Annotated in this window: 16 protein-coding genes; 8 read left to right on the top strand and 8 right to left on the bottom strand. The window is 68.6% G+C overall.

Translation table 11 applies throughout. From position 1 onward, the window contains the following. The first annotated feature begins 43 nt into the window (after window positions 1-43). Window positions 44-481 (top strand): EVE domain-containing protein, encoded by a 438-nt coding sequence (locus tag ACTJKJ_RS06885; protein WP_091725196.1) that lies wholly within the window; start codon window positions 44-46, stop codon window positions 479-481. Between the two features lie 29 nt (window positions 482-510). Here ACTJKJ_RS06885 and ACTJKJ_RS06880 read toward each other — a convergent pair whose 3' ends face one another. Continuing rightward, complete coding sequence (locus ACTJKJ_RS06880; protein ID WP_091724255.1) at window positions 511-1,527, bottom strand: GGDEF domain-containing protein; 1,017 nt, start codon at window positions 1,525-1,527, stop codon at window positions 511-513. Between the two features lie 455 nt (window positions 1,528-1,982). Here ACTJKJ_RS06880 and rpsU point away from each other — a divergent pair, with 455 nt between their 5' ends. The 5 genes from rpsU (at window position 1,983) to ACTJKJ_RS06855 (ending at window position 5,628) form a co-directional block, all read left to right on the top strand. Further along, a complete protein-coding gene (gene rpsU, locus ACTJKJ_RS06875) occupies window positions 1,983-2,195 on the top strand; it encodes a 30S ribosomal protein S21 (protein WP_012346814.1) in 213 nt (70 codons plus the stop codon). Between the two features lie 186 nt (window positions 2,196-2,381). Further along, window positions 2,382-2,828, top strand: coding sequence for a GatB/YqeY domain-containing protein (locus ACTJKJ_RS06870; protein WP_099859742.1), 447 nt, complete (start codon window positions 2,382-2,384; stop codon window positions 2,826-2,828). A 47-nt stretch (window positions 2,829-2,875) separates the two neighbouring features. Further along, complete coding sequence (locus ACTJKJ_RS06865) at window positions 2,876-3,223, top strand: TIGR01244 family sulfur transferase (protein WP_091724253.1); 348 nt, start codon at window positions 2,876-2,878, stop codon at window positions 3,221-3,223. A 207-nt stretch (window positions 3,224-3,430) separates the two neighbouring features. Beyond that, window positions 3,431-4,039: a TRAP transporter small permease subunit gene (locus ACTJKJ_RS06860; RefSeq protein ID WP_091724252.1), complete on the top strand. Its 609-nt coding sequence runs from the start codon at window positions 3,431-3,433 to the stop codon at window positions 4,037-4,039. Beyond that, window positions 4,039-5,628 (top strand): TRAP transporter large permease, encoded by a 1,590-nt coding sequence (locus ACTJKJ_RS06855; RefSeq protein ID WP_091725193.1) that lies wholly within the window; start codon window positions 4,039-4,041, stop codon window positions 5,626-5,628. Before ACTJKJ_RS06860 ends, ACTJKJ_RS06855 begins: the two co-directional genes overlap by 1 nt. Before the next feature lie 11 nt (window positions 5,629-5,639). Here the strand turns inward: ACTJKJ_RS06855 and ACTJKJ_RS06850 are convergent, their stop codons facing one another. Both ACTJKJ_RS06850 and sugE read right to left on the bottom strand, forming a co-directional pair. Continuing rightward, the gene (locus ACTJKJ_RS06850; RefSeq protein WP_147241751.1) at window positions 5,640-5,960 is read right to left on the bottom strand and encodes a hypothetical protein; all 321 of its coding nucleotides are present in this window, start codon (window positions 5,958-5,960) and stop codon (window positions 5,640-5,642) included. A gap of 93 nt (window positions 5,961-6,053) precedes the next feature. Continuing rightward, the gene (sugE, locus tag ACTJKJ_RS06845) at window positions 6,054-6,374 is read right to left on the bottom strand and encodes a quaternary ammonium compound efflux SMR transporter SugE (RefSeq protein WP_091724250.1); all 321 of its coding nucleotides are present in this window, start codon (window positions 6,372-6,374) and stop codon (window positions 6,054-6,056) included. A gap of 169 nt (window positions 6,375-6,543) precedes the next feature. Between sugE and ACTJKJ_RS06840 the strand changes: the two genes are divergently transcribed. Continuing rightward, window positions 6,544-7,581, top strand: coding sequence for a LysR family transcriptional regulator (locus ACTJKJ_RS06840; protein WP_440819977.1), 1,038 nt, complete (start codon window positions 6,544-6,546; stop codon window positions 7,579-7,581). Here ACTJKJ_RS06840 and ACTJKJ_RS06835 read toward each other — a convergent pair. The 5 genes from ACTJKJ_RS06835 to ACTJKJ_RS06815 form a co-directional block, all read right to left on the bottom strand. Beyond that, window positions 7,496-8,428, bottom strand: coding sequence for an amino acid ABC transporter substrate-binding protein (locus ACTJKJ_RS06835; RefSeq protein ID WP_297387973.1), 933 nt, complete (start codon window positions 8,426-8,428; stop codon window positions 7,496-7,498). The genes ACTJKJ_RS06840 and ACTJKJ_RS06835 overlap by 86 nt on opposite strands. A gap of 107 nt (window positions 8,429-8,535) precedes the next feature. Further along, complete coding sequence (locus ACTJKJ_RS06830; RefSeq protein WP_297388060.1) at window positions 8,536-9,867, bottom strand: replication-associated recombination protein A; 1,332 nt, start codon at window positions 9,865-9,867, stop codon at window positions 8,536-8,538. A gap of 81 nt (window positions 9,868-9,948) precedes the next feature. Continuing rightward, entirely contained in the window at window positions 9,949-10,560 is a 612-nt protein-coding gene (lolA, locus tag ACTJKJ_RS06825; RefSeq protein WP_297387970.1) for an outer membrane lipoprotein chaperone LolA, read from the bottom strand. A gap of 158 nt (window positions 10,561-10,718) precedes the next feature. Beyond that, entirely contained in the window at window positions 10,719-13,100 is a 2,382-nt protein-coding gene (locus tag ACTJKJ_RS06820; protein ID WP_440819976.1) for a DNA translocase FtsK, read from the bottom strand. Between the two features lie 73 nt (window positions 13,101-13,173). After that, window positions 13,174-13,842: a Crp/Fnr family transcriptional regulator gene (locus ACTJKJ_RS06815; protein WP_067067043.1), complete on the bottom strand. Its 669-nt coding sequence runs from the start codon at window positions 13,840-13,842 to the stop codon at window positions 13,174-13,176. Window positions 13,843-14,021: 179 nt separating this feature from the next. On the opposite strand from ACTJKJ_RS06815, the gene ACTJKJ_RS06810 reads away from it, so the two are divergent. Then, window positions 14,022-14,677: NAD(P)/FAD-dependent oxidoreductase (locus ACTJKJ_RS06810; RefSeq protein ID WP_440819975.1), on the top strand; the 656-nt coding region annotated here is incomplete at its 3' end.

The following is a 14,677-nucleotide window of genomic DNA, read 5'->3' as shown; positions in this document are numbered from 1 at the left end:
CCAGCCCTCCCAGCCCACCGGCGACGCGCCGCAGTACTGGCTGATGAAGTCCGAGCCGGACGAGGCCTCGATCGATCATCTGCAGGCAGCCGGCGAGCTGCCCTGGACCGGCGTGCGCAACTACCAGGCGCGCAACTTCATGCGCGATCAGATGCGCATCGGCGACGGGGTGCTGTTCTATCACTCGTCCTGCCCGGAGCCGGGCATCGCCGGCTTCGCCGAGGTCAGCAGCACCGCCTATCCGGACGCCACGCAATTCGATCCGGCCAGCCCCTACTTCGACCCGAAGTCCAAGCCGGAAGCGCCCCGCTGGTCGCATGTGGACGTGCGCTTCGTGCGCAAGACGCGGCTGCTGAGCCTGGCGGAGATGAAGCGCGATCCGGTGTTGTCGCAGATGCGCACGCTGCAGCCGGGCAACCGCTTGTCGATCACGCCGGTCACGGCGGCGGAGTGGCGGCACCTTCAGGCCCTGCTCGCCTGAGCGGCGCGCGACGGGCGGGCGGCGGCCCCTCAGCCCATGCCGAACGGGATCGACGCCAGCACGACCTGGTTGCCGCCGCGGCGCTGGGCTTCCTTGACCGCCATCTCGGCGGCGCCCAGCAGTTCCTCCTGGCGCGACGCGGTATGCGGGAAGCTCGCGACGCCCATCGACAGGGACAGTCCGATGTCCTGGCCATGCAGCACGACGATCTGCGCATGGCACTGGCGGCGCAGCTGCTCCATGCGCGCATGCGCCGTCGCCAGGCCCACGCCCGACAGCAGCACCGCGAACAGGTCGTCGCCAATGCGGCAGGCCGCGTCCATCGCGCGGGTGTTGGCGCGCAGCATGCGCCCCAGGCCCTCGAGCAGGCGCTGGCGCGCCTCCTCGCCCAGTCCGGCCTCGGCCGTGACCGGATCCAGCGCGATCAGCACCAGCGTGAATTCGCGGTGCTCGCGCGTCGAGAGATCGATCTCGCGCAGCAACTGGTCGTCGAACTGCGCGCGCATGTAGAGCCCCGACACCTCGTCGCGGCCGCTGCCCTGCTGCAGCTCGCGGCGCATCTGTTCGAGCGACTTCTGCTGCTGCTCGAGCTGCTGCAGCGCGCGCTGCAGATGCGTCTCCCGATGGCGTTCCTCGGTCTTGTCGCTCCACAAGGCCATCACGTGCTCCTGGCCCAGCGGGAAGCGCATGACCATGAACTCGCGGCGGCGGCCGCCGATCTCGAGGCGATGCTCGGAACTCACGACGCCGCGCTGGGCCAGCGTGGCCTGCTCGGAGCGGCGCATCGCCTGGACTTCGTCGCCGCGCATCAGGTCGGCGTCGGTCGCGCCGACGATGCCGGCCTCGATCCGGCCGAACAGTTCGCCCATGGCCGGGCTCGCGAAGACGTAGCGGCCGGTGGCCATCGACTTCACGGTCAGGCAGGCGCCGGTCGGTTCCAGCAGGCCGAGCAGGCCGGCCGCGACATGTGCCTGGGGCGTTCCCGACGACGCCAGCCAGGCATCGAAGCTGGCGGGCGCGGGCGTCGCGGCGGCGTTTAATTCCATGGGTCGGGCCGGGCCGGGGATTCCCCTGGCGGTCGAATGGTGGTGGATCGAATGTAGATGGGTGCCGGTCGCCCGGGCAAGTGCCGACCACGATCGCGGGGGCTCTCTCCCCCTAAGCTTGGGGTCAGGCATCCTAGCGTGCCGCGAGAGAGGGCCACGGCGATGCACTTCCCCCAGCGCGCCGACGCGAAGCGCGCGCGGCGGCAGCGCGTGAAAAAGTCACGCCCGGGATGAAACCGTCGGCGCGGGACGTGATGAGCGCGGGGCCCGCCGCATCGCGCTCGCAGGCGTCCGGGCGCGTCGACCCGCTTCAATTTGGCGGACCGTCAAAAATGAGGCTAGAATCCGCGTTTTGCTGGCAAACCCTGCGCGTCGATTCGGAAGTGGAATCCGGATACTCCGCTTCGAAGGCAAGCCCTTCCTCGCGAACACCGAGCGCTATTTGAAGGAATTTCATGACCACCATTCGCGTCAAAGAAAACGAGCCGTTCGACGTGGCCCTGCGCCGCTTCAAGCGCACCATCGAGAAGCTGGGCCTGCTCACCGAGCTGCGCGCCCGTGAGTTCTACGAGAAGCCGACCGCCGAGCGCAAGCGCAAGAAGGCGGCCGCCGTGAAGCGCCACTACAAGCGCGTGCGCAGCATGCAGCTGCCCAAGAAGCTGTACTGATCGAAGGATCGGACCGCTTCGGCACCGGGGACCCTCGCTGAGCGCTCCCCACTGCCCGAACAGCACAGAAAGCCCGCGCAGGACGCTGCCGCGGGCTTTTTTGTCTCCGCGCCGCACCGGTCCGCGACGGCCGATGATCCCCGCGAGACCGCGAAACGCATTTCGAGAGAGAAGCAAGGAGCCCTCATGAGCCTGAAGGAACAGATCACCGAAGACATGAAGACGGCGATGCGCGCCAAGGACAGCGAGCGCCTGGGCACGATCCGCCTGCTGCTGGCCGCCGTGAAGCAGAAGGAAGTGGACGAGCGCGTGACGGTGGACGACGTGATGCTGGTGGGCATCGTCGACAAGCTGATCAAGCAGCGCAAGGACTCGATCAGCCAGTTCACCGCCGCCGGCCGGCAGGACCTGGCCGACAAGGAAACCGCCGAGCTGAAGGTGCTGGAGGTCTACCTGCCGCAGCGCCTGAGCGAGGACGAGATCAAGGCCGAGGTCGCCGCGATCGTGGCCGAACTGGGCGCCAAGGGCCCGGCCGACATGGGCAAGGTGATGGGCGCCGTGAAGGGCAAGCTCGCGGGCAAGGCCGACATGGGCCTGGTCTCGGCCGCGGTGAAGGCCGCACTGGCGGGCTGAGCCCCCTCCCCTCCGCGCCCGCTTCCGATTCAACGACAGGAGCCTCCATGGAACTGACCGTCCAACAACTGACGCCCGATTTCTGCGTCGCGCCGCAGCTGACGCCGGATACGATGGCCGCTCTGGCCGCGGCCGGTTTCAAGTCGGTGATCAACAACCGCCCGGATTTCGAGGGCGGCCCGGACCAGCCCACCAGCGAGCAGGTCCGCGTCGCGGCCGAGGCGGCGGGCCTGGTCTACCACCACCTGCCGGTGCAGGGGGGCTACCAGTCGCCGGAGGAGATCGCCGCGATGCGCGCGCTGCTCGACGAGGCGCCCAAGCCGGTGCTGGCGTTCTGCCGCTCCGGCGCGCGCTCGACCCGGCTCTTCGCCTCCGCGATGCAGCTGGACGCCTGACTCGTCCCGACCACCGCACCCCGAGGGCGCCGCAGGCCCCGGTCCCCGACCGGGGCCTTCTTTTTTCTCCCTTCCGCTTTCCTCAGGGCTTTCCCGGAACAGCGTACGAAATCAGGTCGCCGTCAGCGCTCGCTGGCTACAGTCCGCGTCTACGACAAGAAACGAGCCCTCCCCGTCGCGGGCTCACATGGAGACCTGGATTCCTCGATGAACGCCCTGCTTGCTTTCGCCAAGGGCATCGACTGGCTGACGGACCGGTTCGGCACGCTTGCCGCCTGGGCCGTCCTGCTGTCGTGCTTGATCAGCGCCGCCAACGCGGTGATTCGCTACGGCCTGGACATCAGCTCCAACGCCTTCCTCGAGATCCAGTGGTACCTGTTCGCCGTCTGCGTGATGGGCGGCGCGGCGCAGGTGCTGCGCCTGAACGAGCATGTGCGGGTCGACATCCTCTACGCGCGCTGGCGCGGCCACGGCAAGGTCTACATCGACCTGTTCGGCCTGATCGTCTTCCTGATCCCGGTGATGGCCTACGCGGGCTGGCTGTCCTGGGACTTCTTCCTGGGCAAGCTCATGACCGGCATGCGGCCGGACGACACGATCGCGACGCTCGGCCTGGGTGGCTACCTGCACAAGCTGTTCACCAGCGGTGAGGTGTCGGGCAACGCGGGCGGATTGATCCGCTGGCCGGCCGCGCTGACCTTGCCGGTCGGCTTCGGGCTGGTGTTCCTGCAAGGACTTTCGGAGGTGATCAAGCGCCTGGGTTACCTGGCCCATCTCGTCGAGATGGACACCCACTACGAGAGGCCGCTGCAATGATCACGATGGAGCAGTTCCCCCCGCTGATGTTCGCGGGGCTGATCATCATCATGCTGATCGGCTTCCCCGTGGCCTTCTCGCTGGCCGCCCTGGGCCTGGCCTGCGGATTCTTCGCGGTGAGCCAGGGCTGGTTCCCGCCGGAGTTCATGACGGCGCTGCCGCAGAACGTCTTCGGCATCCTGTCCAACGACCTGCTGCTGGCGATCCCATTCTTCACCCTGATGGGTGCGCTGCTGGAGAAATGCGGGCTGGCCGAGGACATGCTCGATTCGATGGGCCAGCTCTTCGGTCCGGTGCGCGGCGGGCTGGGCTACTCGGTCATCATCGTCGGCTTCATCCTGGGCGCGATCACCGGCACGGTGGCCGGCCAGGTGATCGCGATGGCGATGATCTCGCTGCCGGTGATGATGCGCTACGGCTACAACATGCGCTACGCGACCGGGGTGCTGGCCGCGTCCGGGACGATCACGCAGCTGGTGCCGCCCTCGCTGGTGCTGGTGGTGCTGGCGGACCAGCTCGGCAAGCCGGTGGGCGACATGTACAAGGGCGCCTGGGGCCCGTCGATCCTTCAGGTGCTGATCTTCGCGCTCTACACCTTCGCGCTGTCGCGGCTCAAGCCGGAGCACGTGCCCGGCGTGCCCAAGGAAGCGCGCACGCTGGACGGCTGGGCGCTGTGGAAGAAATGCCTGCGCGGCATCATCCCGTCGGCGGTGCTGATCTTCGCGGTGCTGGGCTCGATGGGCGGCCTGCCCGGCATCAACACGGCGATCTGCACGCCGACCGAGGCCGGCGCGATGGGCGCGGTGGGCGCCTTCATCCTGGCGGCGTCGCACCGGCGCCTGAACTGGCCGGTGGTCCGCGAAGCCATGATCGGCACGATGCGCATCACCGCGATGGTGGTGTTCATCCTGATCGGCTCGCGCACCTTCTCGCTGGTGTTCCAGGGCGTGGAAGGCGGCAAGTGGATCGAGCACATGCTGACCAGCCTGCCAGGCGGTCAGATCGGGTTCCTGATCGTGGTGAACCTGTTCATCTTCTTCCTGGCGTTCTTCCTGGACTTCTTCGAGATCGCCTTCATCATCCTGCCGCTGCTGGGTCCGGTCGCCGACAAGATGGGCATCGACCTGGTGTGGTTCGGCGTGATGCTGTGCGTGAACATGCAGACCAGCTTCATGCATCCGCCCTTCGGCTTCGCGCTGTTCTACCTGCGGGGCATCTCGGATTCGCTTTTCAAGACCGGCGCGCTGCCGCGGCGGGTGCTCTCGAGCGACATCTACCTGGGCTCCATCCCCTGGGTGGTGATGCAGCTGATCCTGGTGGCGATCGTCATCTTCTTCCCGGTGACGGTGACCGCCTTCCTGGACAAGGCCGAGGCGGTCGACATGGACAAGGCCACCGAGATGCTGCAGGGCATCGATGCCGGGCAGGCGGAACGCGTCGATCCGAATGCGGACACGAATGCGCTGTTCGGATTGCCGCCGGAAGCGGCGTCGGCGGCCTCCGCGCCAGGCGACCCGGCCTCGGCGCCGGCCTCCGAGGCCGAGGACCCGATGGAGGCCGTGCGACGCTCGCTGGAAGAGAAGAAATAGCGGCGCGCGCCTCAGCGCGTCGACGGTGGCATGTTCGAGGCCTCCTTGATGCGCTGCCACGCATCCTTCACGGCGGGTTTGGCGCGCGCCCAGTCGAGCGACGACCCCTTGCGCTGCTCGCCCCAGTCGCGATGCAGTTCGGCCTCGAAATCGTCGAAGTCACGGTCCGGATAACGCGCGAACGCATCGACGCCGTAGGCATACGCCGGGCCGAAGTCGTCATGGGTGTCGCCTTGCTGGATGTACGGCCGCTTGGCGTAGTTGTCGCGCCAGTAGGCGGCCTCCTGCTCGCGGTCGTAGGCATGGTCTCGGCGTTCGTCGAAGTCGGGCATGAGGAACTCCTGCGGTCTGGATGACCGTGGACGGCAAGTCCCATGCCCTGCCCGCTTCCCGCTGCCGGGCCGACGCGGGCGCCGGCCGGGCCCTCACTGCGACGAGACCATCTTCAGCCCGACGATGCCCACGGCAATCAGCCCGATGCAGGCCAGCCGGGCCGGCGAGGCGGATTCGCCCAGCAGCACGATGCCCGCGATCGCGGTGCCAACCGCGCCGATGCCAGTCCAGATTGCATAGGCCGTGCCGACCGGCAGGTGCTTCAGCGCCCAGCCCAGCAGCACCACGCTGGTCACCATCGCCAGCACGGTGCCCACCGTCGGCCACGGCCGGGTGAAGCCCTCCGTGTACTTCAGGCCGACGGCCCATCCGATCTCGAACAGCCCCGCCAGGAACAGCACACCCCACACCATGTCGAACTCCTTGTTGAGGGCCTCGGTCGTTGGGCGCGGCCGCCCTGCGCCGAGGCCTTGATTCACGATGGGACGAACTGTATGTTCGCCATCCTGATAGTTGAAGTCAGCATCCATCAGCCTGACTGATAGATCAACCTCTCACTCTCCATCTCCCACAAGGACCGCCATGGCCTTCGACCTGGACAATCTCCGCGTCTTCCTCGCCGCGATCGACCACGGCTCGTTCTCCGCCGCCGCCCGTGCGCTGGGCCGGGTGCCGTCGGCGGTGAGCATGACGATCGCCCACCTGGAGGCCGAACTCGACCTGCCGCTCTTCGACCGCGCCGGCCGCGAACCCGTGCCCAGGCCGCAGGCGCTCGCGCTGGTCCCGCAGGCGCGCCGGCTGGCCGAGCAGTTCGGCCAGCTCAACCGGCACGCGCTGTCCCTGACGCAAGGCCTGGAGCCGTCGCTGGTGATCGCGGTCGCGCCTGAACTGGTCGCGGCGACGCCGTGGAGCGACGCGCTGACGACCTTGTCGGTCGAGTTCCCGTTGCTGGAGATCGAGGTGCTGACCGCGCCGCAGGCGGACGCGCTGGCGATGCTGAAATCCGGGCGCGCCCAGCTGGCGCTGGTGTTCGAGCGCCAGGGCCTGGACCCGTCCGAGCAGTTCCAGGAAGTGGCCCGCGAGACGCTGCTCGCCGTCGTCGCCGCCTCGCATCCGATGCTTGCGCGCGAGGCCTTGGCGCTGCGCGACGAACACCTGATCGCCGAGCGCCAGATCCTGGTCGCTGGCCGCGATGCCTGCGACGTCGACAAGCGGATCTCGGTCTCGCGGGTGCAGTGGCGCACCGACAGCCCGGTCGCGGCGCTGCGCATGGTGTCGGCCGGGTTGGGCTGGGCTTGGCTGCCGTCCGGTTTCGTGCGCGCGGCGCTGGCCTCGGGCGAGCTGGTCCAGATTCCCGCCGGCAACTTCACCACCGCGCTGCAGCTCTACGTCGACGTGGTGTGGACGCACACCCGACCACTGGGCTTGGCGGCGCGGCGCTTCGTCGAGTTGCTGAACGGCCGCTCAGGCTGCTCGGGCGCGATCGCGAGCGACCGCGCCGCGCCGGCGGCACCCGCCGCGGCCTTCAGCCCCTTCAGCGATAGCGCTCCGGATCGGGCGAGTCGGTCGGCTGCGCCACCACGCGCCGGAAAGCGGCGTTCATCGGCAGCTTCAGGTTGATGCCGGTGGGCGGCAGCGGGGACTCGAACCAGCGTCTGTAGATCGTGTGGATCTCGCCACTGCGGTACAGGCCGACCAGCACGTCGTCGACCATGGTCTTGAACATCGGATCGTCGCGGTTCAGCCCGATCGCATAGGGCTCGACCGTGAGCGCCCGGTCGGAGATCACGTAGTCGTCGGGCGAGACCGCCGACCCCTGCTGCGCCAGTAGGCTGCGGATGATGACGTCGTCCATCATGAAGGCGTCGGCACGGCCGCTGCGCAGCAACTGGAACGCGTCCGGATCGTCCAGGCCCGCGACGATGCGGATGCCCAGCCCCAGTTGCTCGTTGACCTTGGCCAGGTGCTGGATGCTGGTCGTGCCGATGGTGCTCACCACCGGCCGGCCGCGCAGGTCGGACAGGCTTTGCACCCTCTCGCCATGGCGCGTCATCAGCTTGGTCTCGGCCACGAAGATCGTCACCGAGAAGGCCTGGCTGCGCGCCCGCTCCGCGGTGTTGGTGGTGATGCCGCACTCCATGTCCAGCGTGCCGTTGCTGACCATCGGCATGCGCGTCGCCGAGCCCACCGCCACGCGCCGCACCTCCAGGTCGGGCAGCTTCAGCCGCGTGCGCAGCGAGGCGATCACGCGCTCGCACAGCTCGACGGAATAACCGGTGGGACGCAGCTGCGCGTCGAGGTAGGAGAACGGCGCCGATGCCGGCCGGTAGCCCAGGACGATGACGCCGGTCTCGCGGATGCGGGCCAGCGTCGGCCCCTCCGGCGGCTGCGCTGGACGCACCACCGGCGCCGGCTTGGCGGCCGCCGCCTGCGCGGCCGGCGCGACCACGCCCAGGCTAAGGCTCAAGGTCAAACCCAGGACCGCGCCGAAACGCCGCCCGCGCATCCGCGCGACAGCCTGCCCAGCGCGCACCAGGCGCGTCGTGAAAGAGGCTCGCCACGCCGCGCCCATGCTCAGTCCTCGCGGTCCTCGCCGCGGCGCGGCGAGGCCTCGCCCTCCTGGCCGAGCGCCTCCGCGTCCAGCCGTCGCAGCTCGTCCATCCGGGCGCCGATCTTGATCTCCAGGCCACGCGGCACCGGCTCGTAGAAGCGCTGGTCCTCGAGGCCGTCCGGCAGGTACTGCTCCCCGGCGACATAGGCGCCGGGGAAGTCATGCGCGTAGCGGTAGGCCTTGCCGTAGCCCAGTTCCTTCATGAGCCGCGTCGGCGCATTGCGCAGATGCACCGGCACCGGCCGCGAACTGTCCTGCTTGATCAGCGCGCGCACCTGGTTGTAGGCGTTGTAGACGGCGTTGGACTTGGGCGCGATCGCCAGGTACACGACCGCCTGCGCCAGCGTCAGTTCGCCCTCGGGCGAGCCCAGGCGCTCGTAGGTCTCGGCGGCATCCAGGCAGAGCCGCAGCGCGCGCGGGTCGGCGTTGCCGATGTCCTCGCTGGCCATGCGGATCAGGCGGCGCGTGATGTAGCGCGCGTCGACGCCGCCATCGAGCATGCGCACCAGCCAGTACAGCGCCGCGTCGGGGTTGGAGCCGCGCACCGACTTGTGCAGCGCCGAGATCACGTCGTAGAACTGGTCGCCGCCCTTGTCGTAGCGCCGCAGCTGCTCGCCCAGGGTGCGCTCCAGCAGCGCCTCGTCGATCTCCGCCGTGTCCGCCGGCGTCAGTTGCGCCACTGTCTCCAGCGTGTTGAGCAGCCGCCGCGCGTCGCCGTCGGCATAACCGATCAGGCGCTGGGTGGCGGCCTCGCTGACCGGCGGCGCGCCCAGGGCCTCGCGCCCGCGCGCCAGCAGCTCGCGCATGTCCTGCTCGTCGAGCGACTTCAGCACATGCACCGTCGCGCGCGAGAGCAGCGCCGAATTGACCTCGAAGGACGGGTTCTCGGTGGTCGCGCCGATGAAGCTGAACAGGCCGGACTCGACATGCGGCAGGAAGGCATCCTGCTGCGCCTTGTTGAAGCGGTGGACCTCGTCGACGAACACGATCGTGCGTCGCCCCTGCCCGGCCGCGGCCAGGGCGCGCTCGACCGCCTCGCGGATGTCCTTGACGCCGCCCAGCACCGCCGAGATCGCGATGAACTGCGCGTCGAAGAACTGCGCCATCAGCCGCGCCAGCGTCGTCTTGCCGACGCCCGGTGGACCCCACAGGATCATCGAGTGCGGCCGGCCGCTCTCCAGCGCGACGCGCAGCGGCATGCCGGGCCCGAGCAGGTGGCGCTGGCCGACGACCTCGTCGAGCTGGCGCGGCCGGAGTCGCTCCGGCAGCGGCGCGTGCTTGCCCGGCATCGCCATGGCCGGCGGCCCGCTGGGAACGGGATCGAACTCGTCCGGGAAGAGCGACGCGTTGCTCATCGGTGCAGGCTCGAAGCTCGGTCAGGGTTGGCGCGCGATGTCCGTACCCGGCGGCGGCGTGAAGCGGAAGCGCTCGGCCGACACCTTGGCATTGGGCTCCACCGCGCTGAACTGCATCACCGATTGCTGGCCGAAGCCGTCGACGATCTCCAGCGCCGACAGCTCGCGTCCCTTGAAACCCAGCTTCAGGCTCTGCAAGCCGCTGTCGTTACGCCGCGGCGTCGCCTGCACCCAGTCCAGCCCGTTGGCCGCCGGCAGCGCCTTGAGCGTGAAGTCCCGCGACAGGTCGCCCCCGGCGAGCAGCGCCACCGGCGTCGCGCCCAGCGCCTGGTCCATCTGCCGCACCGTGGCCTGCTGCAGGTCCGGGTCGTAGATCCAGACCTCCTTGCCGTCGGCCACGATCAGTTGCTCGGCCGGCTTCGCATAGGCGAAGCGGAACTGGTTCGGCCGCTGGAACTCGAAGGTGCCGGTGGTGGTCTTCTTGCGCTTGCCATCGGGCGCGGTGACCGTCTGCGTGAAGCTGGCGCGACCACTCTTCACCTCGGTCACGAACTGCTGCAGCGCGCTCACGCCGTCGGCATGGGCCAGCGCGGCGGCCCCCAGCAGCGCCGCGCCCGCGACCGCGCGGGTCACGCGAAGGCCGCGGAGCGACAGGGAACGGAGCGATTGAAGCGAATGGAGCGGGTGGAGCGAGTGGACCATGGGAGGCTCGTCGACGATGGCGTGGATGCTTGAACGGAGCGGGAGGTGCGGGAGGTACGGAAGGCGAGGAACACGGCGGCCGGCGCCGTTCATTCCTCCCGCTTGGGCACGATGATGTCGCGGTTGCCGTTGGTGGCCATCGACGACACCAGGCCCGATTTCTCCATCTGCTCCAGCAAGCGGGCGGCCCGGTTGTAGCCGATGCGCAGGTGACGTTGCACCAGCGAGATCGAGGCCCGCTTGTGCTGCAGCACCACGGCGACGGCCTGGTCGTACATCGGATCGGATTCGCCGTCGCCGCCGGCCGCCAGGCCGGGCAGGCCATCGCCGCCGCCGTCCCCGTCGAGCACGCCGCCCTCGAGGATGCCCTCGATGTAGTTCGGCTCGCCGCCCTGCTCCTTCAGGTAGTCGACGACGCGATGCACCTCGTCATCGCTGACGAACGCGCCGTGCACCCGCACCGGCAGCCCGGTGCCCGACGCCATGTAGAGCATGTCGCCCATGCCCAGCAGCGCTTCGGCGCCCATCTGGTCGAGGATGGTGCGCGAGTCGATCTTGCTCGAGACCTGGAAGGACAGGCGCGTCGGGATGTTGGCCTTGATCAGGCCGGTGATCACGTCCACCGACGGGCGCTGCGTCGCCAGGATCAGGTGGATGCCGGCGGCACGGGCCTTCTGGGCCAGGCGCGCGATCAGTTCCTCGATCTTCTTGCCGACCACCATCATGAGGTCGGCCAGTTCGTCGATCACGACGACGATGTGCGGCAACCGGTCCAGCGGTTCCGGCTCTTCGGGCGTCAGGCTGAACGGGTTGGGGATCTTCTCCTCGCGCTCGGCCGCGTCGGCGATCTTCTTGTTGTAGCCGGCCAGGTTGCGCACGCCCATCTTGGACATGAGCTTGTAGCGCCGCTCCATCTCGTTGACGCACCAGTTCAGCGCGTTGCCGGCCTGCTTCATGTCGGTCACGACCGGCGCCAGCAGGTGGGGGATGCCCTCGTAGACGCTCATTTCCAGCATCTTGGGGTCGATCAGGATCAGGCGGACGTCGCGGGCCTCGGCCTTGTAGAGCAGCGACAGGATCATCGCGTTGATGCCCACCGACTTGCCCGAACCGGTCGTGCCGGCAACCAGGCAGTGCGGCATCTTCGCCAGGTCGGCCACGACCGGCATGCCGACGATGTCCTTGCCCAGGCCCATCGTGAGCGGCGACGCCGCGTCGGCATAGACCTGCGAGCCGAGGATCTCCGACAGCCGGATCGTCTGGCGCCGCGCGTTGGGCAGTTCCAGCGCCATGTAGTTCTTGCCGGGGATGGTCTCGACCACGCGAATCGACACCAGGCTCAGCGAGCGCGCCAGGTCCTTGGCCAAGCCCAGGATCTGCGCGCCCTTCACGCCGGTGGCCGGCTCGATCTCGTAGCGCGTGATCACCGGCCCGGGCGAGGCGGCCACCACCCGCACCTCGACGCCGAAGTCCTTCAACTTCTTCTCGATCATGCGGCTGGTCATCTCCAGCGACTCGGGCGTGACGGTCTCGATGCGCGGCGGCGGCGCATCCAGCAGGTCGACCTGCGGCAGCTTGGCGTCGGCCGGATCGGTGAACAGCGTCTGCTGGCGCTCCTTGATCACGCGCGTGGACTTGGGCACCTCGACCACCGGTGGCTCGATGACGATCGGGATGTGGTGCTCCTCCTCGACCAGCCGCTCGACCTCGACGATGGCCTCGCGCTCGCGCTTGGCTTCCTTGCCGACGCGCTTGTCCTCGGCGATCTCGCGGCGGACCTCGCGCTTCTCGATCAGGCGTTCGATCGAGGCGCCGATCTGCTCCGACAGCTTCAGCCACGAGAATTTCAGCGCCAGCGACACGCCGGCCACCAGCACGGCGATCCACACGACGCCCGAGCCGGCGAAGCCCAGCAGCTTCATGCTGGCCGGTCCCAGGAGGTAGCCCAGGACGCCGCCGGCATGGCCCGGCAGGTGCGACTCCCAGCCGTACAGGCGCGTCCACTCGAGCGCGCAACTCGCCGCCAGCAGCAGCACCAGGCCGCCGATCGCCGGCAGGCGTTCCTTCAGCGTGGGGAGCGGGCTGCCGTCGGCGCGCAGCAGGCGGGCCAGGCCGCTCAGCCAGGCGCGCAGCGACACCAGCATCAGCCACCAGCAGGAGTAGCCGAAGCCGAAGAGCATCAGGTCGGAGATCCAGGCGCCCAGCGATCCGACGCGGTTGTGCGTCGGCCCGGCGGTGCCGGCGGTGCTGAAGGCGGCGTCGGCGCGGTCGTGGCTGACCATCGCGAGCAAGACCAGGCACCAGACCAGCGCACCGACCAGCAGCCACAGCGGCGTGCGCAGCGGGCTGGGCGGCGTGGACGCCACTGCGGCAGCGGCGGCGGCCTTCTTGGACTTGCGCGCCGGCGCGGGGCGCTCGGGCGACGTGGCGGCGTCGTCACCACCGCCCAGCAGGGAACCGGGAAAACTCATCCCGCGATTGTGACGCAAGCGCCCCGCGTCCCGGACGCGGGGTCACACGCCATGGTGAAGAAACGTTGACGCCTCAATCGTGCTGCAGGCGTTCCTTGATGACCACCGAGCCGTTCTCGAGCGTCTCGATCACGCCCTTGTCCTCGAGGTCCTTCATGACGCGGCTGACCATCTCGCGCGACGCGCCGACGACCTTGGCCATGTCCTGGCGCGACACCTTGCCGCGGATGATCTTCACGCCCTTCTCTTCCTCCGCCATGTCCAGCAGCGTGCGGGCGACGCGGCCGTAGACGTCGAGCAGCGCGAGCGACTCGATCTGCCGGTCCGCGTTGCGCAGGCGCGCGACCAGGCCGCGCAGGATGCCGTAGGCCAGGCTCGACGGCTCGGGCAGGCCACGCGCGAAATCGGCGCGGCCCAGCACCAGCATGTCGGTCTGCACTTCGGCTCTGACCGTGGCCGAGTGCGGCTCGTTGTCGATGAGGCTCATCTCGCCGACATAGTCGCCGGGCTGAAGCACCGCGAGGATCACCTCCCGGCCGCGGCTGTCGGCGGTCAGGACGCGGGCCCGACCGTTCAGCAGGATGAAGAGCGCGTTGGATTTGGTGCCCTGCTCGACGATCAACTCGCCGCGTTTGAAGCGCCGCTTGACGACGCTGTCCGCGATGGACTGGGCCTGGTCGGCGGTCAGCAGGGAGAACAAGGGAACCCTGCGGATCAGATCCAAGTTGGACAACATGGCCATGAAGGGATGCCTCCTGTCGGGGGTTAGGGTCAATCGTGGTTGTCAGGATGGCAGAGGGACCCGCCACCTAGAATGGATGCATTGTGCCAATTTGTTCACGGCTGTTCATAGGGTCAACGCTGTAACGGCCGTAGGCTGTCGACCCTTGCGTCCGCTGTGCGCATCCCCAATTGCCTGTCATGAGCCAAAACACCCGACACGCCCAACTGCTGATCCTCGGCTCCGGTCCCGCCGGCTACACCGCCGCCCTGTATGCGGCCCGCGCCAACCTCAAGCCGCTGCTGGTCACCGGCATGGCGCAAGGGGGTCAGTTGATGACCACCACCGAGGTCGACAACTGGCCCGCCGACGTGATGGGCGTGCAAGGCCCCGAGCTGATGCAGCGCTTCCAGCAGCATGCCGAGCGCTTCCAGACCGAGATCGTCTTCGACCACATCAACAGCGTCGACTTCTCCAAGCGCCCCTTCACGCTGACCGGCGACAGCGCCGTCTACACCGCCGACACGGTGATCCTGGCCACTGGCGCCTCGGCGCAGTACCTGGGCCTGCCGTCCGAGGAGTCCTTCATGGGCCGCGGCGTCAGCGCCTGTGCGACCTGCGACGGCTTCTTCTATCGCGAGCAGGAGGTCTGCGTGGTCGGCGGCGGCAACACCGCGGTCGAGGAAGCGCTGTACCTGTCCAACATCGCCAGCAAGGTCCACCTGATCCACCGCCGCGACAAGTTCCGCGCCGAGCCCATCCTGGTCGACAAGCTGATGGACAAGGTCCAGGCCGGCAAGATCGAGCTGCACCTGTTCCACACGCTGGACGAGGTGCTGGGCGACGCCAGCGGCGT

Origin of the sequence: Roseateles sp. 22389 (genome assembly GCF_052044995.1) — a bacterium.
Classification (GTDB): domain Bacteria; phylum Pseudomonadota; class Gammaproteobacteria; order Burkholderiales; family Burkholderiaceae_C; genus Roseateles.
Note: the sequence above shows the minus strand (reverse complement) of the source record. Positions and strands in the feature narration are given on the sequence as shown.